Below are 25325 nucleotides of genomic sequence, written 5' to 3'. Positions count from 1 at the left end.
GATGCTGCTATTGCGCCACTCGAACGCCGCTCAAACGTCATTCAAATCCGGGCCATCCCGCATTTGAGCGCCTCGCAGTTCCGGCCCCGTACAATGTGCGCGTCCGTCCACCGCACGGCATGCAAGGCGGACCGCACAATCACGCACCCCGTCACTGTTCGAGGAACCTGCATGGACCGTCTCCAGGCAATGGAAATTTTTACCCGCGTCGTCGAATCCAAAAGCTTTTCGAAGGCCGCCGACATGCTGGACCTGCCGCGCGGCACCGTGAGCAATCTGATCCGCTCGCTCGAAGAACACGTGGGCGTGCGCCTGCTCAATCGCACCACGCGTTCGGTGAACGTGACCGAAGACGGCGCGCTCTACTACGAACGCTGCGTGCGCATTCTCGCGGAGATATCGGACGCCGAATCGTCGCTCTCGAACAAACGGTCCAGCCCCACGGGCACCGTGCGCGTGGACACCTCGGGCACCATCGCGCGCACCTTGCTGATTCCCGCGCTAGGGCAGTTTTACCGCGCGTATCCGCACATCAACGTGCGCCTCGGGCTCTCGGACCGCAACATCGACATGATCCAGGACGGTGTGGACTGCGTGATCCGCATGGGCTCGCTCGAAGAGTCGAGCCTCGTGGCGCGGCGCATCGGCAATGCGCGCATGGTGGTGTGCGCGTCTCCCGCCTATCTCGAGGAATACGGCACGCCGGCTACGCTCGAAGACCTCGCGCAACATCGTGCGGTGAACTACATATCGTCCAGCACGGGCCGCACGTTTCCCTTCGAATTCCTGAAGAACCCGAAGGACCTGAATGCCCCTGAGACCATCACCGTGCAGATGGAAAGCCTGCTCGCCGTGAACGACGGCTCTGCATATATCGCCGCGGGCGTGGAAGGCTACGGCATCATCCAGCCCTCGCGCTTCATGGTGACGGAACTGCTCGCGCAAGGGCATCTTCGGGAAATACTGACCGATTACCGTTGTCCCTCCACGCCGCTTTCCATTCTTTACCCGCATCGGCAGAACCTCAATTCGCGCATTCGTGCCTTCACGGAATGGGTGACCGACCTCGCCCACGCGCACCCCGACCTGCGTACCTGACGCGCCGGGTAAACCCCGACCACGTAGTGAGCCTGTAGTGAGCTTACTTCCATACCATGAGTAAACACGGAGTTTGGCTACATGAAATACCGTAGCCACATCGCCGGCCGCCACGGGCCGCACGCATAAAAGCGCTGCGGCACTGTCGCGATTCACGGGGCATCAACGTCGCCGGTACTGTCTCGCGTCTCGAAAAAGTTGTCCGGATACGAGCCGGATCGGTGTGATCGGTACCACCGTAGTTCACACTCATGGAGAGAGACATGCAGGTCAAACGTTGGCCAATGGCGCTGCTGTTGGCGATGGCGACCGCTGGCGCCCACGCGGGCCAGAACGACTTCGACATCGCAACGAATCCGTTCACCGCATCGTTTCCCGCAGCAATCGCCGACAACGGCGCGCACTGGCGCGCCGAAGTTTTGCTGAAGCAGTTGACGCTCGACGAAAAGCTTCAGCTCATTCACTCCGAATATCAGATGAGCGACGTGCCGAATGGCGGCGCGGGCTTCATCCAGGGCGTGCCGCGCCTCGGCATTCCTGACCTCAACATGGTCGATTCGGCCACGGGTTCCGGCAGCACGCAGCTACCCAGCACCACGTTCCCCGCCACCATCGCATTAGCGGCAAGCTGGGACCGTCACCTTGCCTACGCCTTCGGCGCGCAGATCGCGAAACAGCTGCGCGCGCAGGGCTTCGGCATGGGTCTGGGCGGCGGCACCAACCTCGCCCGCGAGGCGCGCGGCGGCCGCATGTTCGAGTACCTCGGCGAAGACCCCGTGCTCGCAGGCGAAATGCTCGCGTCACGCACCATCGCCACGCAGAACAGCAAGGTCATCGCCACGATCAAGCACTACGTGGGCAACGAGCAGGAACACAACCGCATGGGCGGCAACGACACGATCGACGAGCGCACGTTGCGCGAACTCTATCTGCTGCCGTTCGAAATCGCGGCGCGCGCAGGGCGTCCCGGCAACGTGATGTGCAGCTACAACCGCATCAACGGCACCTATGCCTGCGAGAACCCGCACGTGCTCACCGACGTGCTGAAGAACGAGTGGGGCTTCCAGGGCCAGGTGCAGTCCGACTGGGGTGCGGCTCACAGCACGGCGCCCGCGATCAACGCCGGTCTGGACGAAGAAGAGGACGTGGGGCCGACGGTCTACCTCACGCCCGCGCTCGTTCGCCAGGCGCTGCAGAGCCATCAGATCACCGAGGCGCGTCTCGACGACATGGTTCGCCGCAAGCTCTACGTGATGATCCGCACCGGCATCATGGACGATCCGCCCAAGGCCGGCGGCGCAATCGACTTCCCCGCGGCCACGGCGTTCACCCAGGCTGCCGAGGAACAGTCGATGGTGCTGCTCAAGAACGACAACGCACAGTTGCCGCTCGCGGCGGCAAGCCTCAAGCGCGTTGCGGTGATTGGCGGTCACGCGGACGCAGCGGTTATCACGGGCGGCGGTTCCGGCGATACGCGGCATCCGGTGACGGGCGCGTTCGCAGGCTGCGGCGGGCTCACGTTCGGCACGTCGACGGGCTGCAACTGGTGGCCCAACCCGTGGATCACGCTCAACGTGCCCATCGTGAAGGCGATCCAGCAGCTTGCGCCCACGGCGCAGGTCAGCTTCGCGGGCAACAGCGATCAGCAGTCGCCGTTCCGTGCCTATACGCAGCAGGAAATCGATCAGGCCACGGCACTGGCGGCACAGTCCGACGTCGCAATCGTCGTCGTCACGCAGCCTTCGGGTGAGGACTTCGGCGAACTGCAGAGCCTCGCGCTCAGCAATCCGTCGAACCAGGACCAGCTCGTGGAAGCGGTGGCGAAGGCGAACCCGCACACCATCGTCGTGATCGAGAGCGGCAACCCGGTGCTCATGCCGTGGAAGGACCAGGTGCAGGCCATCGTGGAAGCCTGGTATCCGGGTGAAGGTGGCGGTCAGGCCATTGCGAACGTGCTGTTCGGCAAGGTGAATCCGTCGGGCAAGCTGCCCGTCACGTTCCCCGTGCGCGATCAGGACACGCCGACGTGGGGCCAGGACGGCACGTTCCCGAACGACCCGGTCTACGCCGAGAAGCTCGACATGGGCTACCGCTGGTACGACGCGAAGAACATCGCCCCGCTCTTCGAGTTCGGCTATGGCCTCTCGTACACGCACTTCTCGTACTCGGGCCTCTCCGTGCGCAAGGCGCCTGACCATACGCTCATTGCGAGCTTCACCGTGAAGAACGACGGCCACATGGCGGGCGCGGAAGTGCCGCAGGTGTATCTGGGCGTCAACTACAACGGCGAGCCGCCCAGGCGCCTCGTAGGCTGGCACAAGGTCTATCTGAACCCGGGTGAAGCACGTCAGGTGAACGTCGTGATTCCGGAACGCTTCCAGAGCATCTGGGACACGTCCAGCAACAAGTGGAAGTACGTGCCGGGCAGCGCCGTGTACGTGGGTGCCTCCTCGCGCGACATCCGCTTGCAGAGCCGGTAAGCGAAAGGAATAACGCGGCGGCTACGCTTCTTCCGACTTCACGCGCGCCGACGGTTTCGCCGGCGCGTTCGTGAAGGATGAGAGCGGCGCGAATTCGTGTTCGAGCCACTGCGCCGCGTGCTCCAGCAGGAAATGACGAAACACCGTGCAGGTGGGCGAAAGCTGCTTCGAGCGCAGATGCACGACATGCCAGGTGCGCTCGATCGGTGTGCCGTTCACATCGAGCGTCGCCACTTCCCGCGTGCGCAATTCCAGCGCGAGCGTATGCAGCGAGATAAGGCTCACGCCCATGCCCGCCATCACGGCCTGCTTGATCGTTTCGTTACTGCCGAGCGTCACGACCTTGCGCGGCGTGAAGAGGTGCTTGCGGAACATCTCCTCTGCGGCCATGCGCGTGCCCGAGCCGGGCTCGCGCAACAGGAACGTGTCGCCGCGCAGCTCCTGCAGATCGAAGCGCCGCGCTTCGCAGAGCGGATGCGTGAGCGGCGCGATGATGACCTGCGGATGGTAGGCAAGCGGCTCCGTCACCACGTCGAGTTCCGCGGGCGGACGGCCCATGATGGCGAGGTCGATGGCGTTGTCTTGCAGCATGCGCAGCAGCGCATCGCGATTACCCACCGAAAAGTTGACGTCCACCTTCGGGTAGCGGTGCGAAAAGAGCGCGAGCAGCTTCGGTGCGAAGTACGTGGCCGAACTCACGATACCCACGGCGATCGACCCGCTGTCGGCCTGCTTGAGCGAGGTCATCGTGTCTTCGGCGTCTTTGATGGCGCCCAGAATGCGGCTCGCGTGATGCGTGAGTTTCTCGCCGGCTTCCGTGAGCGAGAGCTTGCGTGCAATCCGTTCGAAGAGCGGCAGGCCCACCGTTTCTTCCAGCTGGCGAATCTGCATGGACACGGCGGGCTGCGTGAGATGCAGCTCTTCCGCCGCGCGCGCGAAACTTGCGTAGCGGCTCGCCACGAGGAAGATCTGCAGCTGACGCAAGGTCAGCGAACGAACGAAATTCACGACGATACGGTCCGCTGCGAGACATGAAGCTGTGGATGAACGGCGGCGCGCAGATCAACCCTTGGATCGGCCCGTGATTCAGCCGCCCTGCTGATCGAAGGCGTCGAATGCGCGAGCCGAGTAGACGAGTGCGGCACCTGCATTGAGCGCCATGGCCACTGAAAGCGCTTCGGCCACTTCGTCCTTCGTCGCGCTGGCTTTCGCGGCCGCGGCGCTGTGCACGGTGATGCAGCCGTCGCAGCGCGTGGTGACGGCAACGGCGAGTGCAATCAGCTCACGCGTCTTCGCGTCGAGCACGCCCTTGCGGGCTGGGGCGCCGTCCAGCGCTTCGAAACCTGCGATCGTAGCGGGCACCGTGCTGCCCAGCGCGCCCAGTGCGGCGGTGAGCTTCGCTGCATAGTCCTTCGTGTCGATCAGCATGCGAGACCTTTCCAGTAGGCGTTCAGTGGAGCAATGACGCGCGCCGAAGCTCTAGCGGCTGGCGTGAGTTGCATCGGCGGGTACATTCGCCTGCGGCTTGGCGGGTGCGGCGGTTGGCGTGGCAGTTGGCGTGGCGGTCGGTGTAGTACTCGTGCCACTGGCCGGCGCGCCGGGCGCTGGCGCCAGCTTGTGCAGTTCCGCCTGATAACTGAGCGTCTCGACCCGCACCGGATGCGCGAAGTCGTTGTTGTTACCGGGCACTTCGGAGCGAATCTGCACCACCTGCCCCGGCACCGCCGAGGCCAGCAGGAACGTGTAGCGCTTGCCGGTGTACTCGGGAAAACGCGCCGCGTTCGGATCGTTGAGATACGGCTGCACGACGATCTGCTGCGCAGTAACAGGCTTGCCGTCCACTTCGCGCTTCACGGTCTCGACGCTTGGTCCCGCGGCAAGCGCGAGGCGCAAGCGCTTCTGGAAGTAGCGCTTCTTGCCGCCCGTGAGCCGTTCCATTTCCGCAATGTCGTGTTCGAGGAAATAGATGATCACGGGGTTGCACTCCAGCCCGCTGTTCGGCAGCGGCACGGCGCCCGTGCCGTCGGACACCTGCGCGTCGCCTTTCGCGTTGTTCGGGCTCGTCACGAGCACGCGCACGCGATCTTCGCCAGACGGTTTCGCATCCGGGCTCGCCATCGTGTAGTCGAGTTCCGTTTGCGGCGCGATGCCTTGCATATGGCCCGTCATGAAGATGAGCCGCTCCGCGGGCGTGATGGGGTCCGACTTCCCTCCCTGCGCCGCCTGCGCCGTGCTCGCCGTAATGAGAAGCGGCGCGGCGAAGACGGCCGCCATCGCCACTGTCGCGACCCGCAACCCACGCATCATGTCACGCCACGAGTCGCGCAACGAAGCATCCAACGCCCCCACTCGCGCCGCCCTCATGGCGACGCGGTCGAGTTGCCCGCCTGGGTGCCGGCGGGCTTAAGTAGCGGCACTTCGTAGCTCGTGAGAATCTGGTCGATCTTGTCGTGGTGCGCGCCGATCCATTGGTCGATCTTGTCCTTCCAGTCTTTTTCGCCGTAACGCACGCCCATCGATATTTCGTAGTCGAAACGGATACCGGGCGTGGCCGGGAACGGCACGATCTTCACGGTGTCGCCGGCGCGCTTCGCGAAGTAGCCGGCAATGGGCCCCCACAGGAACGCCACGTCCACGTTGCCTGCGCGCAGGTCGTGTTCGATCATTTCGCCGGGGTAGTTCTGCGGGTCGCCGCTTTGCACCTGGTACGACACCGCCTGGTCGATCAGGTTGTGCGCGAGCAGCCAGTCCACCGCGGGCGTCTGCGTGAAGATGCCGAAGCGCAGCTTGTGCAGTTCGTCGGGCGGCAGCTTGAGCAGGTCGTCAGGCGTGTGGATGTTCGCCAGTTCCGGCCGGTTCGCGAACACCATCGCGTAGGTGGAATGCAGGTACGGCTGCGTCGTCGAGGTCATGTCATACCCCTTCGGCACACCGATGATGAGGTCGCATTTGAAGCGGCCCGTATTGTCGTCTTTCTCGCGCAACGTATGGCGCACGAAGCCGATGCGCTGCGGGAAATACGTGTACTCGAGCTTGTAGCCGAAGTCGCTCGCCATCTGGCTCGCGATCTTGTTCTCGTACCCTTCGCCCTTGTTGTTCGAGAGCGGCATGTTGTTCGGGTCGGCGCACACTCTCAGCACGCCGTCCGCTCCGTCGTTGTTGGGCAACGCGGGCCCATCGGCACGCACCGCTGCGCTCGCGAGCGCAGCGCAACACAAGGCTGCCGCCGTGAGCGCGGCGTGCAGCTGCATCCGTTTGCCATGACGCATCGAAACCTCCGGTGAATGGAAACGAGGTCGCCGTTTTGCGGCCGTCAGTTCGAATCGATGGCTTTCAGGTCGCCGGGCTTGATCTGGCCGTCCGAGCGCCCTTTCAGATACGCGTAGAGGTTCTCCCAGTTCTTCTGCATCATCTGGCTCGAACTGAAATCGGGCATGCCTTTGTCGACGCGGCCGCCGAATACAGTGCGATGGAATTCGGTCTTGTCGAGCGTCTTGAACGCATCCACGAGCGACGGTCCGACGAGCCCCTGCTGCTGTGCGCCGTGACAGCGTTCGCAGTCGAGCGCGCGCCAGGTCTTCCAGCCCTGCAGCGTATTGCTGTCGACCTTGTTGCCATCCACCACCTTGTACGCCACCTGGGCAACCTGAACACTGTTGTTCTGGGCGTATGCAACCGGTAGCAAGACTGCTGCGGAAGAAACCGCTGCCAGCAACAAGATTGATCTTCCTTTCATGCGTATGTCTCCTGGTTCTCTCTAAACACCTTGATGCAGCCGTCTATGCAACTGCTCGATGTGATGATGGGACGTGGGTCTCGCGGCGTGCCGCCGGCCGCCCGCTGCGCAGCGGGCCGGCGGCGTCCGCTTCCCGTCTTTGCTCGTGACCCGCGGGGTCTGCCCCGCGGGTCTGACTTACTTCAACTGAGTTACTTCGACTGACTTACTTCGACTTCATGCAAAGGCACGCCGCTTACTCGCTCGTCGTGCCGCCGCCCGGAATCGCGAACACGAAGAGCGTGCCGCCGAGCGCCGTGTACTTCGCGAGTTCACGATAACCACCCACCGCGCCGAGGCCTTCCGTCGACTTCTGCAGGCCCGCTGCCATGCCGATGCCGGCCCAGCCGCCAATGCCCGAGTAGACGCCCACGTACTGCTTGCCGTTGTAGAGGTAGGTGAACACGTTGCCGATAATCCCGGACGGCGTCTTGAAGCGCCACAGTTCCTTGCCGTCCTTGATGCGCACGGCCTTGATGTAGCCTTCCAGCGTGCCGTAGAACGCGACGCCGCCTGCGGTAGCCAGCGCGCCGGACCACACCGAGAAACGCTCCGGCTTCGACCAGACGATCTTGCCCTTCGCCGCATCCCACGCGATGAAGTTGCCCATCGCGCCCTTCTCGCCCGGGCCCGGGTACATCGAGAGCGTGGCGCCCACGTACGGCTGGCCGGACACGTAATCGACGTCGAACGGCTCGTAGTCCATACAGACGTGGTTGGTCGGCACGAGGAAGAGGCTCGTGGACGGATCGAACGCTGCGGGTTGCTGGTCCTTCGAACCGAGTGCGGCCGGGCAGATGCCCTTCACGTTGTGATCCGCGCCTGCCTGCTGCGTGGAGTACGCCACGTTGCGAACCGGCAGACCGGTCTTCAGGTCCACACGGTCGGCCCAGTTCACGGCCGGGTCGAACTTCTGCGCGACCAGCAGCTGGCCCGTGGCACGGTTCAGCGTGTAGCCGAAGCCGTTACGGTCGAAGTGGACGATGGCGGGCACCTTCTTGCCGTCGATCGTGAGATCCGCGAGGATCATTTCGTTCACGCCGTCGTAGTCCCACTCGTCATGCGGCGTCATCTGGTAGACCCACTTCGCTTCGCCCGTATTGAGGTCGCGCGCGAAGATGGAGAGCGACCACTTGTTGTCGCCGGGCCGCTGCGTCGGGTTCCACGTGCCGGGGTTGCCGGTGCCGTAGTAGACCAGGTTCAGCTTCGGATCCCACGAATACCAGCCCCACGTCGTGCCGCCGCCCAGCTTCCACTGATCGCCCTTCCAGCTCTTCACCGACGAGTCCGCGCCCACCGGCACCATCTTGCCGTCCGCCCAGGTCATGGTCTTGTCGGGGTTCACGAGGATCTCGTTGTCCGGGCCCGTCGAGTACGCCGTCCAGACCATCTTGCCGGTCTTGATGTCATACGCGATCAGACGGCCGCGCACGCCGAACTCGCCGCCCGAAATGCCGGTGAGCACCTTGTCGCCAAACACGTGCGGCGCGTTGGTGTTGGTTTCGCCCGCCTTCGGATTGCCGTTCGTGGCCGTCCACACGACGTCGCCCGTCTTCGCGTCCAGCGCGACGAGTTTGGTGTCGGCCTGTTGCAGGAAGATCTTGCCGTCGCCGTAGGCGAGGCCGCGGTTCACCGTATCGCAGCACATCACGGACACCACCTGATCGTCCTGCTTGGGCTGGTATTGCCACAGGAACGTCTGGTCCTTCAGGCTGATCGCGATGACCTTGTTCGGGAACGGCGAGTGGATGTACATCGTGTCGCCGATCACGAGCGGCGAGCCTTCGTGACCGCGCAGCACGCCAGTGGACATGGTCCACGCGACCTGCAGCTTGCCCACGTTGTTCTCGTTGATCTGCTTGAGCGGGCTATAGCGGTGATTGGCGTAATCGCCCGCCTGAGCCGCCCAGTTCGCAGGGTTCTTGATCAGGCCGTCCAGCTGCGGATCGGCATTTGCAGCGATAGAGCTCAGGGCCGCCGATGCTACGACGGCAAGCCCCAAAACCAAGGTGCGTAAGTTCATGTCCCCTCCAGAATTGTCTTGCTGTTCACTGAACTCAAGAATGGCCCACGCTACCTGGTCGCATCGGCGCGCCTTCTCGATGGGGGTAACGATATGCGAGCGCGCCCGATCGATGCCGGGCTTCAACACGCGAGACGGCCCGACGCATATTCCATGCCGGAAATGGAGCGCGATTTCGCGGTGGCGCCGACGTAACCCACGCGGTCCGCGCGGCAAGGCCGCTGCTGCGTGCCGCGCGGGCACATTGTCTTCATATCGCATCGGCAGAACGCGGCGAAGGGAACGCGCGCCTGTCACGTGCTCGCCTGGCTGCGACGCAGTGCGCGGCACATACTGTGTCAATTCCGGCATACGTGTGCGGCGCGCCTGCCCCGCCACCTCCCGGTGCGATGCGCGAAGCATCGTGGCGTGGCGCTTGCACTGCTGCCGGAGCAGTCCGTTCAACCTTTCGTGGAGCGACCGTCATGGCAAAAGCAGAGCACGTCTATAGCGACGAGGAAGTGCAGCAGCGCCTCGTTGGCACACTGCAGCATTGGTATCTGGAAGACGGATGGCTGCGGCGCAAATACCGCACCGAAGGGTGGAAGGGCACGCTGATGGTGGTGAACGCCGTCGGGCATCTGGCCGAAGCGGCGTGGCACCACCCCGACCTGACCGTCTCCTATGCGTTCGTCACCGTGAAGTTGAAGACGCATAGCGCGAAGGGAATCACGGACAAGGACTTCGCGCTCGCCGAAAAGATGGAGTCGTTCATCCAGTGGCAGCCGGCACTGGAAGGCGGTCCGCTGGAAGGCACGCCCGCCGACGATCAACGCTTCCGCTACATCAAGTACGACGCGCCGAAGGCTGGGAGTTGAGTGAGCGATGGCTGGGTCCGGCCTGGGTCCGGCCTGATTCAAGCCAGCCTCAACCCGCCACGCGCCAGATGCGAGGTGCGCGTCCACCAGGCTCAAACCCAGGTGACATAGTGCGCCTCGCCCGACGCAAAGCGTCGAGCCCCGCTCACACCTGAGCACACCGGCACGCCCGCCGGCCTGCCGCTCGCGCCCCGCCAGACGGGCGCGAGCACGCTGGTACGCGTTCTGCTTCGGGGGTCGCCAGCCGCGCCGCGCCCGCGTCGGCCACGAGCCCCCGGGCGCGGTGCCTGTCGCAGCGCGATGGCCGTTCTGCGGCAGAGCTGTCGCCAGCCGCCCTGCAACCCCTCTCAGGACACCCGCGATGCCGCTTCACATTCGCCGCCTTCCACCCCAGGCCTGCGTGACGGTCGATGCGCCCGCGCGTCTGCATCTGGGCTTCCTGGACCCGAGCGCTTCGCTCGGGCGCGCGTTCGGCAGTCTCGGGCTCGTCATCGACGGCGAGGGGACGCAGATCGAGGCACGGCATGCGGAACACGAACAGATAGAAGGCGCGGCGACGCAAGCCGAACGCGAGCGCATCGCCATCTGTCTCGAACGCTTGAAGGCCGCCTATGGACCCGTCACGCTTGCCATCCACGTGCGCCGCACACCGCGTGCGCATACCGGTCTCGGCTCGGGCACCCAGCTCGCGCTCGCCGTGGGTACCGCATTCGTCCGCCTCGCCGGGCGCGAGGCGACGAGCGCGGAGCTGGCGACACTGCTGGGACGCGGCATGCGCTCGGGCATCGGCGTGCTGGGTTTCGATTCCGGCGGCCTGCTGCTCGACGCGGGCCCAGGCGAGCCGCCGCGCAACGCCGTTGCGCCGCTGATCTCGCGCCAGCCGTTTCCGGACCGCTGGCGCGTGCTGCTCGTCACCGACCATTCGCGCGAAGGCCTGCACGGCGCGCAAGAGCGCCGCGGGCTTGCCGCGCTCGCGCCGTTTCCGCGCGAACTTGCGGCGCACCTGTGCCACGTCGTGCTGATGCAGATCCTGCCGGGCGCCGCCGAGGCCAACTTCGCGCCCTTCGCGCGCGGCGTCACGGACATGCAGCAGACCATCGGCGAATACTTCGCGCCCGTGCAAGGCGGCGTGTTCACGAGCCCCGACGTGGAGCGCGCCGTTCGCGCCGTGGCCGCGGAACGCCCGGCCGGCATCGGACAGACGTCGTGGGGTCCCACGGGCTTCGCGATCGTCGGCTCCGCGCGCGACGCGGAACTCGCGCTCGCCACGGCGCGCGAGGCGACGCGCGGCATGCCGCACATCGACTGCGCGATCGTGAGCGGACGCAATCGCGGGGCCACGGTACGCGCCGCCGAATCCCGGCAACCGCGCGTGGACGCGGCATGACAACGCCCTCCCGCCCCCGCGGCCAGACACCGAATTCAACACTCCAACGAGCCCGCTGCCATGTCCGACCCGATTGAAAGGCCCTACATCCTGCACATGTTCACGGCCACGCCGCAAATGAGCCCGTTCGACGTGAACATGGCCGCCGACGCCGGCTACCAGGTCATCGTCCCGTACTGCAACGTGGACGGCACGATGGTCACGAACCTGACGCAGGACGCCATCTTTTCGCGCGGCCCGAAGGGCGTGTCGCGCACCGGCATTTTCATTGGCGGACGCGACGTGATGCTCGCCGCCGACATGCTCGACACCGCGCGCAAGGCGATGGTGCCGCCGTTCGAAGTCTCCGTGTTCGCCGACCCGAGCGGCTCGTACACCACGGCCGCGGCGCTCGTCGCGCTCGTGGAGCGGCACCTGCGCAAGGAGTCCGGCATGGAGCTGGGCGGCAAGCGCGTGCTGATTGCGGGCGGCACCGGCGCGGTGGGCCGCGTGGCGGCGGCAATGGCCGCGTCGCTGGGCGCGGACGTCGCCATCGCGAGCCACGTGGACGCCGCGCGCGCTACGCGCGTGAGCGACGAGATCAACGAACGCTTCGGCATCAAGACCACGGGCGTTTCCACCGCGACGCCGCAGGCGCTGCGGCAGGCGCTGGCCGATACCGAAATCCTGCTCGCCACCGCGATTGCGGGCATCCAGGTGGTGAGCGCCGAAGACCTGGGGCACGCGAAGCGTCTCCTGATCGCCGCGGACGTCAACGCCGTGCCGCCCGAAGGCATTGCGGGCGTCAACGTGATGAACGACGGCAAGCCGCTCGCGTCCGCACCGGGCGCAACCCCGGACGGCGCCATCGGCATCGGCGCACTCGCCATCGGCAACGTGAAGTACCAGGTGGAGCACCGTCTGTTCGTGCGGATGCGCACCGCCGGCAAGCCCGTATATCTGGGTTTTCCCGAAGCATTCGCCGAGGCCCGCGCGGTGGCAGGCGAGCTGGGCTGAACGCCGCGCTCACCCGGAACGCACCAACGCCCGATATGGCTCATATGACTGCGCGCCCCTCGTCCTCGCAAGCGCCCTTCGTGGCGGTGGCCGGGCTGTCGGCGCGCATGCTCGCGCAGTCGGCGGCGCGCGCCGGGCTGCGCGTGGCCGCGCTCGACCTCTTCGGCGACCGCGACACGCGCGAGGCATCGGCAATCTGGTTCGACGTGAGCGGCCCCGCGAGCAACGGGCTGTGCATCGACGGCGCGCGGCTCGTGGATGCGCTGCAACGCGTCACGCGGCTGCCGAATCTGCTGGGCTGGATCGGCACGAGCGGCGTCGAACCGCTTGCGCGCGAGCTTCTGGATGCGCCCGGCTTGCCGCGCCTGATCGGCAACAGCGCCGAGGCAACGGCCGCCGTGCGCGAGCCCGAACGCTTCTTCGCGCTGCTCGACGCGCTGCACATTGCACATCCCGCCGTTTCCTTTACCGTGCCTGACGTGCTGCACGGGTGGCTCTTCAAGCGCGCGCACGGTTGCGGCGGCACGCACATCGAAGCGGCGGATTCGCTCGACCGCGGCGCGCTTTTTCGTCTCAGCAGCGAGAAGCGCGGCTATTTCCAGCGGCACAGCGCGGGGCGTTCGCTCTCCGTGCTTTTCATCGGCGCGCGCGGCGAGGTGTCCATTCTCGGCTTCGCGGAGCAGCTCACCTGCGCGCTGGACAACCTGCCGTTCGTGCATGCGGGCTCCATCGGCCCCATCGATCTGCCGCCGCGCGTGGCCGCCCAGGTGCACGAGGCCGTGAGCGCGCTGTGCGCCCACGCGGGCCTCACCGGCATCAACAGCTGCGACTTCCTGCTGGACGGCGACGCCATCCAGGTGCTCGAAATCAACGCGCGCCCCTCGTCCACCATGACGCTCTACGAAACCGTCTGGCCGCACGCGTGGCCGCGCGGGCTGCTCGCCTGTCATATCGACGCCTGCCGGCGTGGAAAGCTGCCCGACCCCGCACCCGCGCATGCCGCCTGGCGCGCCGGGCAACAGGTGCTGTTTTCCCCGCGCCGCTTCGTCGCGTCCCAGGCGTTCAGCGACGCGTGTCTGCACGACCCCGCGTGCCGCGACGTGCCGATGCCCGGCACGCTCGTCGAAGCCGGGCAGCCGGTCTGCACGCTGGTCGTGCGCGCGCCCGCGCTTGCCGAGGTGCATCGCGCGCTGACGCTTCAGCGTGACGCCGTTCTCGAACGTATCGAAACCTGCCACGAGCCCGACTATGCCTTCATCCACTGCCACTCCTGAAACGGCCGGCACCGCGGCGGCGCCCGCGTTGAGCGTCAATGCCCGCAGCGAAGCGCTCGTCGCGCAGTTGGTGGGCGACGCCGCGTACTACGGCGTGGCCGTCTCGCAGACCGACGACGGCACGGTGATCGTGGATGCCGGCGTGGATGCGCGCGGCAGCGTGGAAGCGGGCGTGCTGGTGGCGCGCATCTGCATGGGCGGCCTCGGCCGCGTGGCGGTGCACGGCGACTTCGGCAGCGAACCGCTGTGGCCCACGATGATCGACGTACACACGTCGTCGCCGGTGCTCGCGTGCCTCGGCAGCCAGTACGCGGGGTGGAGCCTTGCGGCGTCGAAGGAAGAAACGGGTGGCAAGAAGTTTTTCTCGCTCGGCTCGGGCCCGGCGCGCGCGCTGGCGGTGAAAGAGCCGCTCTTCGGCGAACTCGGCTATCGCGACCGGCACGATCGCGGCGTGCTCGTGCTCGAAGTGGACCGCCTGCCGCCGAAGGTGATCGTCGACAAGGTGCTGCGCGACTGCGGCCTCGCCTCTGACCGGCTCACGCTCATCGTCACGCCCACTTCGTCCGCGGCGGGAACGGTGCAGGTGATTGCACGCGTCGTGGAAGTGGCAATGCACAAGGTGCACGTGCTCGGCGTGCCGCTCGACGAAGTGGTGGAAGGCAGCGGCTGCGCGCCATTGCCGCCGCCCGCGTCGGACGGCATCGAAGCCATGGGCCGCACCAACGACGCCATTCTCTACGGCGGCCGCGTGCATCTCACGGTGAAACACGACGCGGTGGCGAAGCGCCTCGCCGCCGAATTGCCGTCGTCGTGCTCGCGCGACTACGGCCGCCCGTTCGCGGAAGTCTTTAAGTCCTTCAACTACGACTTCTACCAGATCGACCCGGCCCTCTTCGCGCCCGCCGAAGCGTGGGTGAGCAGCCTGGAAAGCGGCGCCACGTATCGCGGCGGACGCGTGGATGCCGCCGTGCTCACCGAGCAATGGCGCGAACAATGACGCAGGCAAAGCAAGACAGCATGAGCGATTCCGATACGACAAATCTTTCCGAACCGCCGCGGCTGACGCATGGCGGGCATCACGGCGTGCGCGTCGCGATCATGACCGACGAGACCGGCTGGCACACGGGCCGCCTCAAGAGCGCGTTCCGCGCGCGCGGCGTGGAGGCGCGTTGCATCGACCTCGCGGCATGCCGCATCGACACCACGTGGGCGCCGCACGGCCTCGCACTGCCCGGCTACGGCCACACGCTGCCCGACGCGGTGTTCGTGCGCGGCATTGCGGGCGGCAGCTTCGAGCAGGTCACGCTGCGGCTCGGCATTCTGCACGCGCTGCGCGAAAGCGGCGTGCCCGTGTACAACGACGCGCGCGCCATCGAGCGCAGCGTCGATAAATCGATGACGAGTTTTCTGCTGCACCGCAACGGCATCGCGACGCCCGCGACGTGGGCCGGCGAATCCACGGCGTTTGCGCAGCGCGTGTTGATGCGCGAGGCGGCCGCGGGGCGCCAGGTCGTGCTCAAGCCGCTGTTCGGATCGCAGGGTCGCGGGCTCAAGCGGTTGGGCGCGAAGCGTACGTCAGGTGCGCGAGGCACGCAGGTGGAAGCGCTCACGCCGCTGCCGTCGCTGGCCCCTTATCAGCACGTCGCGTATCTGCAGCGCTATGTGGAAGGCGCGCGGCCCGGCTACGACTGGCGCGTGATGGTGATCGGCGGGCGGGCCGTGGCCGCGATGCGGCGCGTGGGCGGCCGCGGCTGGATCCACAACTTCGCGCAGGGCGGACGCTGCGAGCCCGAATCGCTCGACCCGGCGCTGACGCGCACCGCCATACACGCGGCCGATGCGCTCGGCCTCGACTACGCGGGCGTCGATCTCATCCCGAATCCCGACGACGCGAACCGCCCGCTCGTGCTCGAAGTGAACGGCGTGGCGGCGTGGCGCGGGTTGCAATCGGTCACCACGGTCGACCTCGCGGCAGCGCTCGTCGACGACCTGCTCGACCGCAAGCTCGCCGCGAGCCGCGCCGCGCTCGCGCGTGCAAACGAGCCAGGCGACGCGCCGCCGCTGGCGGCGTCGCCGGCCGCGTGAGGGTGCGCGCCACTGCACGTGCCACCCCGTGCCACCACGTGCCACATAACGCGCCATCAAACACGCCATGACCCCACCGCCCACGCCATTCGACCTTGCGCGCGAGGCGTTTCTTGCCGCGTGCCGGCTCGACGTGGAAACGCCGAAGCCCGGCAACGTCAGCGTGGAAAGCGCGGGACACGGCATGACGGCCGCGCAGTTTCTGGCCAGCGCGCAAGCCGCCGCCGGTCCGCTGTTCGCGCACGGCGCGCCTGTGGGCAAGCGGATTCTCGACGCAGTGGCGCGCACGCGCGAAGTGGCGGGATGCAACACGAACCTGGGCATCGTGCTGCTCGTCGCGCCGCTTGCTGCCTCGCTGGACGAACTCAAAGAGCGCATTGGCGAAGCGCTCACCGCACAGCGCTGGCGCGCTGCAACAGAACGCGTGCTCGCTCGCCTCACCGTGGACGACGCACGCGACGCCTATCGCGCCATCGCGCTTGCGAATCCCGGTGGTCTGGGCGACGCGCCGGAGCAATCCGTCCACGACGCCCCCACCGTCGATTTGCGCGCCGCCATGCAACTGGCCGCGCAGCGCGACAGCATTGCGCGGCAGTACGCGAACGGCTTCGCGGACATCTTCGAAACGGGCCTTGCCGCCGTAGACGAAATGCCCGCCGAGGCACCGCGTCTGGTCACGCTCAACGTGTTCCTCACGTTCCTCGCGAGCCATCCCGATTCGCACATTGTGCGCAAACACGGCATGGCGCTGGCGCAGAGTGTCACGCTTGCGGCACGCGCGCAGCACGGCCGCTGGCGCGCGGCGGCCACTCAAACGCCAGACCAGAGCGCCTTGCGTGACCTCTATGCATGGGATACCGAACTGAAATCGCGCGGCATCAATCCCGGCACGAGCGCCGACCTGACTGTCGCCACGCTGTTCGTAGCGGGCCGTCTCGCGCCGCAAGGCTGGGTGCGTGCACCGGCTGCGCGCGGCGACGAGACATGAGCGTCGCGGCGCGCGAACTGGCACGGAAAGTGATAGCTAAAGCCACCGTTCTTCACCACGCTCCTGCACGCTCGGGGACCTCAAACCAACGATGCAGACGGCAACCACGCAGTCAGCAGATCCATTCACTCATGGAGGAACAGCATGGCCAAGATCAATCGCGTCCTGATAGGAGAGTCGCTGGTCGGCGACGGTAACGAAGTCGCGCACATCGACTTGCTCATCGGACCGCGAGGTTCAGCTGCAGAAACGGCGTTCTGCAACGCGCTGACCAACAACAAGGACGGCTTCACGTCGCTGCTCGCCGTCGTTGCGCCGAACCTCGTGACCAAGCCGCCTACGGTGATGTTCAACAAGGTGACGATCAAGGGCGCGAAGCAGGCCGTGCAGATGTTCGGCCCGGCACAGCACGCGGTGGCGCTCGCCGTGGCGGACAGCGTGGAGGACGGCACGATTCCTCAGGACGAAGCGGACGATCTGTTCATCTGCGTGGGCGTGTTCATTCACTGGCTCGCCGACGACGACAAGAAGATCCAGGAGTTCAACTACAAGGCCACCCGCGAGGCGATCCAGCGTGCCGTGGCCGGGCAGCCCACAGCGGCGGAGGTGGTGTCGAAGAAGGCGAGCGTGGCGCATCCGTTCGCAGCGGGTTGAAGCGAACCGCGCCCGCCACGCACGTGGTGGAAGTCAGAAAGTGAGAAGCCGGGAACCGCCTGGGCCACGTCCAGCCACGGTTCCCGGCATGTTGCGTTGCCGGTGCGGCTGCACGTTGCTTAAGCCGGCACGCCAGCCATTGAGGGGGAACAGATGACGAGACGATCCCGTATGTTGCTGGCCGGCGCGTGCGTGACGCTCTTCGCACCGCTGGCATGGGCACAGCAGAACGGCGCTGCCCAGCAGGCCGCAGCCCCGCCGCAGGATGCACAGGCTCAAGCAAAGGCGCCGGCAGGCGGCTACGACTACCCGACCGAAGGCCGCGTGGAATACGTGCTCTCCTGCATGGACGAGAACGGGCACGACTTCGTGAACGTCTACAAGTGCTCGTGCGTGATCGACAAGATGGCGACCGCGTTGCCGTATAACGACTTCATCGACCAGTCCACGTTCGCGAAGTACGCCACGCTGGGTGGCGAAGGCGGCGCCGAGTTTCGCGTGGATGAAGCGAAGCGCCAGACGAAGAAATTCCGCACGCTACAGGCCAACGCCTATCACGCCTGCGGGCTAGGCTCGCAGACCACGGCGTCTGCCGCAGGGGCCACGGCGAAGTAGCAGGACTTACTGCGAAGACCACTGCGAGGGCTCACTGCGGAGAACGCACTGCGGGGCGAAATGCAGGGACGCCCCGCGTGAGCCGCATTGTCGGCGCTCATTGCCGGCGCGTACTGCTGCAACGCAGCGGACGAGGCGCGCTGATGCGTGCCTGCTGATACGTGTCTGCTAACACGTGCCGAAATGCGGCGAGCCGGCCCTGTATTCCGTGCGCGGCTCGCCCGCCTCAGTTGGGCACGAGCCCCGCGCCAAGCGACGCGAAACCTTCCAGACTCATGCGCGGCGCATCCGAACCGCTGCGCCGCCGCTCGATCTGCACGCCCACGGCCGTCACGTCGTCGAACTTGGCCGGCTTGGCAATCGACACGCGCACCCACGCTGCGCCGAATTCGCCGATCAACAGCTGCGCCACGGCCTCTGCGAGCGCTTCGAGCAGCGTCAGACGATGCGTGGCGAGCAGCGCGAGCAGCGCCTCACGCACCGCTGCGTAATTCACGGTGTCTTCTATGCGGTCCGTCGTGCACGCGCGAATGCGCGGCAGCCCGATGGCAAGGTTGATGCGTACCGGTTGGGCAGCATCCTTTTCCTCGCGGTCTATTCCAATAATGGTTGGGGCCACGAAGTTTTCGACGAACACAATGTCCATCTGCTCTGGCATCGCCTCAGTCGCCTGCGAGCGCAGGTGCATGTGGCTGTCCGTTGCGGCGTCGGCAAGATTCACGAGGCGAAGGCTTTCGATACGATTCATGTTGTGCTGCTCCGCCGCGCGCGGCTCGTTGAAAAGGGACAGTTCCCGGAAAAGCGAAGCACTCTGTACCAAACCTGGCACAGCGACTTTCGTTTTGCAGGCCCGACTATGGGCTGAACAGCAAAGAGCAAAAACCGGGCACACTGTGCGTCCCCGTGCGACTGCTTATTGAACGGGAGCGCCATCCGGCGTAGAGTTTTTTAAGCGGCCATGTACAGATAGAACCCAGATTCATGATGCATGGCCGTTGGCTGCGCATGCGGGCGCGAGAAACCGCAGTGCAACAAGTGGACGAACATTATCGATAAGGCGGCGCGCGCGGCGGCTCCACCAGCCGGCATGAGTGCGTACGCCACGGAGACAAGTCCCATGCCGTTGCTTGCCGACAGCAGTATGCACGCCCGCGAAGTTCTCAACGTCGTCAACCACCAGTTGCCTACACGGCCCATGAGCGAGTCCGTGGCGCAATCGTGGGCGCGTTGCATGAACGAGTACCACCTCGACCCGTCCCGCTTCGTCACCCCGCCGGTGCTCACCGACTACGAACTGCGCTCGCGCCGCGAAGCGCTGCGCGATCTCATTGCGTGCTCGAAGCTCGAGATGACCACGCTCTACCAGCAGCTTGCCGATCCCGAACTCGCCGTCGTACTCGTGGATGCGCAAGGGGCCATTCTTCATCAGGTGTCCTCCGTGCCGTTCGCGGAGTCTGTCGCCGCGGACGGCTTTCGCGTGGGCGCGCTATGGAGCGAGCGCGAAGCGGGCACCAACGGCATGGGTACGTGCCTCGCAGAACGCGATTGCATTGCCGTGTGCCAGCACGAGCACTTTTATCCGCGCTACACGGGGCTCACGTGTTCGGCCGCGCCCATCTTCGACGACAAGGGCGAAGTGGCCGGTGTGCTCGACGTGACGAGCCGCTCGCGGCTGCTGCAGCAGCATTCGCTCGTGCTCGTGGGCATGTCGCGACAGATGATCGAAAACCGTCTGCTCGACGCGCGCTATCGGCACGCGAACATGATCCACTTCCACAGCCGGCCCGAATTCGTGGGCACGCTGCACGTGGGCAAACTCGCCGTGGCCGACGACAGCACCGTGCTCGCAGCCAACCGCAGCGCGCTCTTCCAGTTGGGTTTCCGCTCGCTCGACGAACTGCGCGGCAAGCGTATCGAGGAAGCGTTCAACGCGTCGCTGGAAGACATGATTGCGCGCAGCATTCGCGGCTCGTTCCATCCGGTCACGGTGTACAGCGCGAACGCCACCAACCGTTTCTTCCTCGTGGCGCAAAGCCCGCAGAGCAACGCGGCGCGCGCAACGCGCGTACTCATGACCGATCCCAACGCTCGCCCCGCGGCGAGTGCGAGCCATGCAAGCGGTGGCGCAAGCGGTGGCGCAAGCGGTGGTACAAGCGGCAATCAAAGCGCCGGAAACCGCACGGCACCGGAGCCGCATCTCGAAAAAGTGGCGCACCTCGAATTCGGCGACCCGCGTATGGCGTCGCAGGTGCAACTGGGTGTGCGCGTGATTCAACGGAAGATTCCCATTGTGCTGCGCGGCCAGACGGGCAGCGGCAAGGAAGTGTTCGCGCATGCGCTGCACAGCGTGAGCCCGCATGCAGCGGGGCCGTTCGTGCCGGTGAATTGCGCGTCGCTGCCTGAAACGCTGATCGAAAGCGAGTTGTTCGGCTATCGCGCGGGCGCTTTCACCGGCGCACAGCGCGAAGGCCGGCGCGGCAAGATTCTGCAGGCCAATAGCGGCACGCTGTTTCTGGACGAAATTGGCGACATGCCGCTCGCGTTGCAGGCGCGCCTGTTGCGCGTGATCGAAGAGCAGGAAGTCACGCCGCTTGGCGCCGAAACCACCGTGAAGGTGGACTTCCAGCTCATCAGCGCGAGCCACCGCAATCTGCTCGAACTCGTGCAGGAAGGCCAGTTCCGCGCGGACCTCTACTATCGTCTGAAGGGCGTGGAATTGACGCTGCCGTCGCTGGGCGAGCGGCTCGACAAACTGCCGCTGATCCACCACCTGCTCGCAGGCGAAACCGACAACCCGCCCGAACTCGCGCCCGACGCCGAACAGGCCCTGCTCTCGTACAACTGGCCCGGCAACATCCGGCAGTTGCGGCACGTGCTGCAAATGGCCATCGCGCTGTGCGACGGCAAGTGCATCCGGCTGGCCGACCTGCCCGCCGAAGTCACGCAGCGCGCGCCCAGTGCGGAGCCTGCCGTGCTGAGGCGCGCCGTCGAGCCAGAATTCGATGCGGAACCCGACGAGGTGCTGGACCTCTCCGCCCTCAACGCCATTCAGTTGAACGAACGCGAAACCGTGCTCTCCCTGCTGGAGAAACACCGCTGGAACGTGAGCAACGTGGCGCGGTCGCTGGGCATCAGCCGCAACACGCTGTATCGCAAGATGCGAAGGCTGCACATTCCGCTGTCGCACGACGGCTCGATGCCCCCTGGCAACGCATGAGTCGCCCTTCCACGCGCGACCTTGCCACCTTCGCGCCGGACTCGCGCTTCGCATGGTGCGTGACCGGCTCGGGCCACATGCTTCAGGAATCCATCGCGCTCGCGCAGCAGTTGCCGGGCGTGGACATCTTTCTTTCCGCCGCGGGCGAGGAAGTGCTGCCGCTCTACGGCTGGACCGTGCCGAAGCTGCGCGAGCACTTTCACCGCGTACTGCGCGACAACAGCGCGAGCGGCGTGCCCGTGGGCATGCTCTATCACGGCGAATACCACACCGTGGTGATCGCACCGGCCACGAGCAACACGGTGGCCAAGTGCGCCTTCGGCATCTCGGACACGCTGCCCACCAACATGTTTGCGCAGGCGGGCAAGCAGTGCATTCCGGGCATTGTCTTTGCATGCGATACCGAACCCACGGTGATCACGCAAAGCCCCACGGAATGGGTCGAATTGCGGCCGCGCGCCATCGAACTCGAGAACGTTGAGCGCCTCTCGCGCTTCGAGTTCACCACTGTGGCACGCTCGCTCGACGAATTGAAGATAGCGCTCGACGCCCGCCTCGCCACGCTCGACCTCGCATGGAACACATCGTCTTCCTGACCGGGCGGCTCGCCGAAAAGAGCCTCACGAACGTGCTGGAAAGCATGACGCCCGCGCCGTTCAGTTGGGAAGTGCGAGAAATCGGGCTACAGGTGGCCGCGCTCATGACGGCCGACCTGATCCTGCGCCGCGTGCCCGCGCCCATTGCCGCGCAACGCGTGATCGTGCCGGGCCGCTGCCGCGGCGACCTCGATGTGTTGACGCAGCACTACGGCGTGCCCGTGGAGCGCGGCCCCGAAGAGGTGAAAGACCTGCCGCAGTTCTTCGGCCGCAAGGCTCAGCCCTTCGACCTCACGCGCTACGAGACCGAAATCTTCGCGGAAATCGTGGATGCGCCGCGCCTCGATCTGGACGGCATCGCCGCGCGTGCGAAGGAGTACGCGGCGCAGGGCGCGGACGTTATCGACATCGGCTGCCTGCCCGAAACGCCGTTTCCGCATCTGGAAGACGCGGTGCGGCTACTCAAGTCGCAGGGCTATCGCGTGAGCGTGGACTCCATGCGCACCGAAGAACTCGTGCGCGGCGGCCGCGCCGGCGCGGACTACCTGATGAGCCTGAACGCGGACACGCTCTGGGTGGCAGACGAAGTGCCGTCCACGCCGATACTCGTGGCGCGCGAGCCCGCTGACGAAGCCTCGCTCGACGCCGCCATCGAAGCGATGACCGCACGTGGCCGCCCGTTTCTCGCCGATCCGATACTCGATCCCATTCCGTTCGGCCTCGCCACGTCCATTGCGCGCTATGTGCGGCTGCGAGAGCGGCACCCCGAGGTGGCGATCATGATGGGCATCGGCAACGTGACGGAACTCACCGAGGCCGACACGAGCGGCATCAACGCGGTGCTGCTCGGCATGGCGGCAGAGTTGCGCATCGCTGCCGTGCTCACTACATCAGTGAGCCAGCACGCGCGGCGCGCCGTGCGCGAAGCCGACGTGGCGCGGCGCGTGATGCACGCGGCACGCACGGCGCAGGTGTTGCCCAAGGGAATCGACGCACGGCTCGCCACCGTGCATGAAAAACGCCCTTTTCCCTATAGCCCGGCGGAAATCGACGAAATCGCGCAAGGCGTACGCGATCCGAACTTCCGCGTGCAGGTGAGCACGCAAGGCATCCACGTCTATAACCGCGACGGGCAGCGGCGCGCTGTGGACCCGTTCGATCTGTATCCGCAGCTTGGTCTGGAAACCGACGGCGGCCACGCGTTCTATATGGGCGTGCAGCTGGCGCGCGCGCAGATTGCCTGGCAACTGGGCAAGCGCTTCGACCAGGACCAGCCGCTCGACTGGGGCTGCGCAGTAGACAAGCCAGAAGACGATCTATGCGTGTGGCAGGAGCCGGGAAGCACGAGGAAGAAGGCGTAGGCGGCACGGGGCTTCGCTTAAGCCCAAGCCAACGCCTCGCGCATCGCCAGGTACAGCCGCATCACCGCACGGCAGGTTCGAGCACTTCGTTCGCTATGCCGCCCATCCGTTCGCCTTCCTGGACGCCAGCCAGCGCCGCCCGCATTTCGCCCATCGCCTTCGCGTAATCGTCCGCGCCGAACACCGCGGAACCTGCCACGAACACATCCGCGCCCGCCGCCGCAATTTCCGCGATGTTCGCGGCCTTCACGCCGCCGTCCACTTCGATGGCGATGGGCCGCCCCGTGCGTGCCACCGTCACCGCCACTTTCTCGCGCAGGCTGCGCAGCTTGTCGAGCGTTTGCGGGATGAATGCCTGGCCGCCGAAGCCCGGATTGACCGACATGACGAGCACCACGTCGAGCCGCTCCAGCACGTGGTCGAGTACCGCAAGCGGCGTCGCCGGGTTGAGCGCCAGCCCCGCGCGCGCCCCGCTTGCCTTGATGAGCTCGATGGTCCGGTGCACATGATGCGAAGCCTCCGGATGAAAGCTGATGGTGTCCGCGCCCGCCTCGGCAAACGCCGTGACAAGCGGATCGACGGGCGACGTCATGAGATGCACGTCGATGGGCACGCGCGTATGCGGGCGAATCGCCGCGCACACGAGCGGCCCGACCGTGAGGTTGGGCACGTAGTGGTTATCCATCACGTCGAGATGGATCCAGTCGGCGCCGGCGGCCGTCACGTCGCGAATCTCGTCGGCCAGACGCGCGAAGTCCGCCGAGAGCAGCGAGGGGGCAATCAGGAATTCGCGCATGTGCGGCCTCTTTCGGTTGATGGATGAAACGAACGCTGGATGCGACGCCCGACGTGCGCGCCTCAGTGATAACGGCGCGCCATCGCATCGAGCGTCAACGGCTTGATGCGCGCCGCTTGCCCGGCGCAGCCGAACGCCTCGAAGCGCTCCACGCACACCGCCGCAGCCGCAGCCGTGGCAGCTTTCAGCGCCACGCGCGGATCGAACTCGGACCGCGCGCTCGCCATCGACTTGCGCATCGCGCCGCTCATGGCAAGCCGGATGTCGGTGTCGATGTTGACCTTGCGCACGCCGTGCGCAATGCCGCGCTGAATCTCTTCCACAGGCACGCCGTACGTGGTGGGAATCTCGCCGCCGTACTCGCGAATCACAGCAAGCCACTCCTGCGGCACCGACGAGGAACCATGCATCACCAGATGCGTGTTCGGAATGCGCTCGTGAATTTCGGCGATGCGGTCCATGGCGAGAATGTCGCCCGTGGGTTCGCGCGTGAACTTGTACGCACCGTGCGAAGTGCCGATCGCGATGGCGAGTGCGTCCACGCCCGTTGCTTCCACGAATTGCCGCGCTTCCTCGGGGTCGGTCAACAGATGTTCGCGCGAGAGCTTGCCCTGTGCGCCCACGCCGTCCTCGTCGCCGGCCTCGCCGGTTTCGAGCGAACCCAGGCACCCCAGTTCGCCCTCCACCGAAACGCCCACGGCGTGCGCGGCTTCCACCACGCGGCGGCTCACGTCCACGTTGTAGTCGTACGTGGCCGGCGTTTTCTGGTCGGCCAGCAGCGAGCCGTCCATCATCACCGACGTGAAGCCCGAGCGAATGGCCTGCTGGCACACGGCGGGGCTCGCGCCATGATCCTGATGCAGCACGACGGGAATGTCGGGATGCGCTTCGATGGCAGCGTGCACGAGGTGCCGCAGATACGGCTCGCCCGCGTACTTGCGCGCGCCCGACGACGCCTGCAGGATCACCGGGCTCGCCGTGGACTGCGCGGCGGCCATGATCGCGTGAATCTGCTCCATGTTGTTGATGTTGAAGGCGGGCACGCCGTAGCCGTGCTCGGCTGCGTGGTCCAGTAGCTGGCGCAATGCGATAAGAGCCATCATTCACTCCTCGTCGAAGTTCA

General features: G+C 66.0%; 23 protein-coding genes. 14 read left to right on the top strand and 9 right to left on the bottom strand.

The features are described from left to right. Positions 1–171: 171 nt before the first annotated feature. Positions 172–1098 carry a LysR family transcriptional regulator gene (locus PXJ20_RS23660; protein ID WP_277598824.1) on the top strand — a complete coding sequence of 309 codons (927 nt, stop codon included), beginning with the start codon at positions 172–174 and terminating at the stop codon, positions 1096–1098. A gap of 263 nt (positions 1099–1361) precedes the next feature. Next, positions 1362–3578, top strand: a complete 2217-nt coding sequence (locus PXJ20_RS23655) for a glycoside hydrolase family 3 C-terminal domain-containing protein (RefSeq protein ID WP_126875344.1) — start codon at positions 1362–1364, stop codon at positions 3576–3578. 21 nt (positions 3579–3599) lie between these two features. Here PXJ20_RS23655 and PXJ20_RS23650 read toward each other — a convergent pair whose 3' ends face one another. The 6 genes from PXJ20_RS23650 to PXJ20_RS23625 form a co-directional block, all read right to left on the bottom strand. Continuing rightward, a complete protein-coding gene (locus tag PXJ20_RS23650) occupies positions 3600–4586 on the bottom strand; it encodes a LysR family transcriptional regulator (RefSeq protein WP_421031729.1) in 987 nt (328 codons plus the stop codon). Positions 4587–4664: 78 nt separating this feature from the next. Beyond that, positions 4665–5006, bottom strand: coding sequence for a carboxymuconolactone decarboxylase family protein (locus tag PXJ20_RS23645; protein WP_421031728.1), 342 nt, complete (start codon positions 5004–5006; stop codon positions 4665–4667). 51 nt (positions 5007–5057) lie between these two features. Further along, positions 5058–5852 (bottom strand): hypothetical protein, encoded by a 795-nt coding sequence (locus PXJ20_RS23640; RefSeq protein ID WP_421032629.1) that lies wholly within the window; start codon positions 5850–5852, stop codon positions 5058–5060. Between the two features lie 86 nt (positions 5853–5938). Further along, positions 5939–6847, bottom strand: coding sequence for a substrate-binding domain-containing protein (locus PXJ20_RS23635; protein ID WP_026121429.1), 909 nt, complete (start codon positions 6845–6847; stop codon positions 5939–5941). Between the two features lie 44 nt (positions 6848–6891). After that, a complete protein-coding gene (locus PXJ20_RS23630; protein ID WP_026121428.1) occupies positions 6892–7314 on the bottom strand; it encodes a c-type cytochrome in 423 nt (140 codons plus the stop codon). A 235-nt stretch (positions 7315–7549) separates the two neighbouring features. Next, positions 7550–9376, bottom strand: a complete 1827-nt coding sequence (locus PXJ20_RS23625; protein WP_026121427.1) for a methanol/ethanol family PQQ-dependent dehydrogenase — start codon at positions 9374–9376, stop codon at positions 7550–7552. 464 nt (positions 9377–9840) lie between these two features. On the opposite strand from PXJ20_RS23625, the gene PXJ20_RS23620 reads away from it, so the two are divergent. The 9 genes from PXJ20_RS23620 to PXJ20_RS23580 all read left to right on the top strand — a co-directional run bounded on the left by PXJ20_RS23620 (position 9841) and on the right by PXJ20_RS23580 (position 18232). Beyond that, positions 9841–10233: a 4a-hydroxytetrahydrobiopterin dehydratase gene (locus PXJ20_RS23620; RefSeq protein WP_017774785.1), complete on the top strand. Its 393-nt coding sequence runs from the start codon at positions 9841–9843 to the stop codon at positions 10231–10233. Between the two features lie 361 nt (positions 10234–10594). Next, complete coding sequence (locus PXJ20_RS23615; protein WP_042300866.1) at positions 10595–11620, top strand: beta-ribofuranosylaminobenzene 5'-phosphate synthase family protein; 1026 nt, start codon at positions 10595–10597, stop codon at positions 11618–11620. 60 nt (positions 11621–11680) lie between these two features. Continuing rightward, positions 11681–12616: an NAD(P)-dependent methylenetetrahydromethanopterin dehydrogenase gene (locus tag PXJ20_RS23610; RefSeq protein WP_421031727.1), complete on the top strand. Its 936-nt coding sequence runs from the start codon at positions 11681–11683 to the stop codon at positions 12614–12616. Positions 12617–12660: 44 nt separating this feature from the next. Further along, positions 12661–13890, top strand: coding sequence for an ATP-grasp domain-containing protein (locus PXJ20_RS23605; protein WP_421031726.1), 1230 nt, complete (start codon positions 12661–12663; stop codon positions 13888–13890). Next, positions 13865–14887, top strand: coding sequence for a methenyltetrahydromethanopterin cyclohydrolase (gene mch / locus PXJ20_RS23600; protein WP_421031725.1), 1023 nt, complete (start codon positions 13865–13867; stop codon positions 14885–14887). Before PXJ20_RS23605 ends, mch begins: the two co-directional genes overlap by 26 nt. Before the next feature lie 101 nt (positions 14888–14988). Next, complete coding sequence (locus PXJ20_RS23595) at positions 14989–15975, top strand: ATP-grasp domain-containing protein (RefSeq protein ID WP_421032628.1); 987 nt, start codon at positions 14989–14991, stop codon at positions 15973–15975. Positions 15976–16042: 67 nt separating this feature from the next. Continuing rightward, positions 16043–16963, top strand: a complete 921-nt coding sequence (locus PXJ20_RS23590; RefSeq protein ID WP_421031724.1) for a triphosphoribosyl-dephospho-CoA synthase — start codon at positions 16043–16045, stop codon at positions 16961–16963. A gap of 144 nt (positions 16964–17107) precedes the next feature. Beyond that, positions 17108–17617, top strand: a complete 510-nt coding sequence (gene fae / locus PXJ20_RS23585) for a formaldehyde-activating enzyme (protein ID WP_017774778.1) — start codon at positions 17108–17110, stop codon at positions 17615–17617. 153 nt (positions 17618–17770) lie between these two features. Beyond that, on the top strand, positions 17771–18232 hold the full coding sequence (locus PXJ20_RS23580; RefSeq protein WP_126875351.1) for a hypothetical protein: 462 nt from the start codon (positions 17771–17773) through the stop codon (positions 18230–18232). Positions 18233–18458: 226 nt separating this feature from the next. Here PXJ20_RS23580 and PXJ20_RS23575 read toward each other — a convergent pair whose 3' ends face one another. Beyond that, on the bottom strand, positions 18459–18980 hold the full coding sequence (locus PXJ20_RS23575; protein ID WP_421031723.1) for a dihydroneopterin aldolase: 522 nt from the start codon (positions 18978–18980) through the stop codon (positions 18459–18461). A 369-nt stretch (positions 18981–19349) separates the two neighbouring features. Here PXJ20_RS23575 and PXJ20_RS23570 point away from each other — a divergent pair, with 369 nt between their 5' ends. Genes PXJ20_RS23570 through PXJ20_RS23560 form a run of 3 tightly spaced genes read left to right on the top strand, consistent with a single transcriptional unit; the run spans position 19350 to position 23406 of the window. Beyond that, the gene (locus tag PXJ20_RS23570; RefSeq protein WP_421031722.1) at positions 19350–21449 is read left to right on the top strand and encodes a sigma-54-dependent Fis family transcriptional regulator; all 2100 of its coding nucleotides are present in this window, start codon (positions 19350–19352) and stop codon (positions 21447–21449) included. Further along, complete coding sequence (locus PXJ20_RS23565; protein WP_042300860.1) at positions 21446–22045, top strand: flavoprotein; 600 nt, start codon at positions 21446–21448, stop codon at positions 22043–22045. Before PXJ20_RS23570 ends, PXJ20_RS23565 begins: the two co-directional genes overlap by 4 nt. After that, on the top strand, positions 22024–23406 hold the full coding sequence (locus tag PXJ20_RS23560) for a DUF6513 domain-containing protein (RefSeq protein WP_421031721.1): 1383 nt from the start codon (positions 22024–22026) through the stop codon (positions 23404–23406). Before PXJ20_RS23565 ends, PXJ20_RS23560 begins: the two co-directional genes overlap by 22 nt. A gap of 61 nt (positions 23407–23467) precedes the next feature. Here PXJ20_RS23560 and rpe read toward each other — a convergent pair whose 3' ends face one another. Both rpe and fba read right to left on the bottom strand, forming a co-directional pair. Continuing rightward, entirely contained in the window at positions 23468–24202 is a 735-nt protein-coding gene (gene rpe / locus PXJ20_RS23555; protein WP_421031720.1) for a ribulose-phosphate 3-epimerase, read from the bottom strand. A 62-nt stretch (positions 24203–24264) separates the two neighbouring features. Continuing rightward, positions 24265–25302 (bottom strand): class II fructose-bisphosphate aldolase, encoded by a 1038-nt coding sequence (fba, locus tag PXJ20_RS23550; RefSeq protein ID WP_199540711.1) that lies wholly within the window; start codon positions 25300–25302, stop codon positions 24265–24267. Positions 25303–25325 lie beyond the last annotated feature (23 nt).

The organism is Paraburkholderia sp. A1RI_3L (genome assembly GCF_048957895.1).
In the GTDB taxonomy this organism is placed as follows: domain Bacteria; phylum Pseudomonadota; class Gammaproteobacteria; order Burkholderiales; family Burkholderiaceae; genus Paraburkholderia; species Paraburkholderia kururiensis.
The sequence above is the reverse complement of the archived record's forward strand: the minus strand, read 5'-3'. Positions and strand labels throughout refer to the sequence as shown.

What these genes read in the sequence shown, in the direction of transcription:
- mch (WP_421031725.1), top strand. Translation starts at nt 13,865, where the DNA reads ATGCCTTCATCCACTGCCACTCCTGAAACGGCCGGCACCGCGGCGGCG.
- PXJ20_RS23630 (WP_026121428.1), bottom strand. Translation starts at nt 7,314, where the DNA reads ATGAAAGGAAGATCAATCTTGTTGCTGGCAGCGGTTTCTTCCGCAGCA.
- PXJ20_RS23560 (WP_421031721.1), top strand. Translation starts at nt 22,024, where the DNA reads ATGGAACACATCGTCTTCCTGACCGGGCGGCTCGCCGAAAAGAGCCTC.
- fba (WP_199540711.1), bottom strand. Translation starts at nt 25,302, where the DNA reads ATGGCTCTTATCGCATTGCGCCAGCTACTGGACCACGCAGCCGAGCAC.
- PXJ20_RS23595 (WP_421032628.1), top strand. Translation starts at nt 14,989, where the DNA reads ATGACCGACGAGACCGGCTGGCACACGGGCCGCCTCAAGAGCGCGTTC.
- PXJ20_RS23590 (WP_421031724.1), top strand. Translation starts at nt 16,043, where the DNA reads ATGACCCCACCGCCCACGCCATTCGACCTTGCGCGCGAGGCGTTTCTT.
- rpe (WP_421031720.1), bottom strand. Translation starts at nt 24,202, where the DNA reads ATGCGCGAATTCCTGATTGCCCCCTCGCTGCTCTCGGCGGACTTCGCG.
- PXJ20_RS23640 (WP_421032629.1), bottom strand. Translation starts at nt 5,852, where the DNA reads ATGGCGGCCGTCTTCGCCGCGCCGCTTCTCATTACGGCGAGCACGGCG.
- PXJ20_RS23575 (WP_421031723.1), bottom strand. Translation starts at nt 18,980, where the DNA reads ATGAATCGTATCGAAAGCCTTCGCCTCGTGAATCTTGCCGACGCCGCA.
- fae (WP_017774778.1), top strand. Translation starts at nt 17,108, where the DNA reads ATGGCCAAGATCAATCGCGTCCTGATAGGAGAGTCGCTGGTCGGCGAC.
- PXJ20_RS23655 (WP_126875344.1), top strand. Translation starts at nt 1,362, where the DNA reads ATGCAGGTCAAACGTTGGCCAATGGCGCTGCTGTTGGCGATGGCGACC.
- PXJ20_RS23625 (WP_026121427.1), bottom strand. Translation starts at nt 9,376, where the DNA reads ATGAACTTACGCACCTTGGTTTTGGGGCTTGCCGTCGTAGCATCGGCG.
- PXJ20_RS23610 (WP_421031727.1), top strand. Translation starts at nt 11,681, where the DNA reads ATGTCCGACCCGATTGAAAGGCCCTACATCCTGCACATGTTCACGGCC.
- PXJ20_RS23605 (WP_421031726.1), top strand. Translation starts at nt 12,661, where the DNA reads ATGACTGCGCGCCCCTCGTCCTCGCAAGCGCCCTTCGTGGCGGTGGCC.
- PXJ20_RS23565 (WP_042300860.1), top strand. Translation starts at nt 21,446, where the DNA reads ATGAGTCGCCCTTCCACGCGCGACCTTGCCACCTTCGCGCCGGACTCG.
- PXJ20_RS23615 (WP_042300866.1), top strand. Translation starts at nt 10,595, where the DNA reads ATGCCGCTTCACATTCGCCGCCTTCCACCCCAGGCCTGCGTGACGGTC.
- PXJ20_RS23580 (WP_126875351.1), top strand. Translation starts at nt 17,771, where the DNA reads ATGACGAGACGATCCCGTATGTTGCTGGCCGGCGCGTGCGTGACGCTC.
- PXJ20_RS23570 (WP_421031722.1), top strand. Translation starts at nt 19,350, where the DNA reads ATGCCGTTGCTTGCCGACAGCAGTATGCACGCCCGCGAAGTTCTCAAC.
- PXJ20_RS23635 (WP_026121429.1), bottom strand. Translation starts at nt 6,847, where the DNA reads ATGCGTCATGGCAAACGGATGCAGCTGCACGCCGCGCTCACGGCGGCA.
- PXJ20_RS23660 (WP_277598824.1), top strand. Translation starts at nt 172, where the DNA reads ATGGACCGTCTCCAGGCAATGGAAATTTTTACCCGCGTCGTCGAATCC.
- PXJ20_RS23645 (WP_421031728.1), bottom strand. Translation starts at nt 5,006, where the DNA reads ATGCTGATCGACACGAAGGACTATGCAGCGAAGCTCACCGCCGCACTG.
- PXJ20_RS23620 (WP_017774785.1), top strand. Translation starts at nt 9,841, where the DNA reads ATGGCAAAAGCAGAGCACGTCTATAGCGACGAGGAAGTGCAGCAGCGC.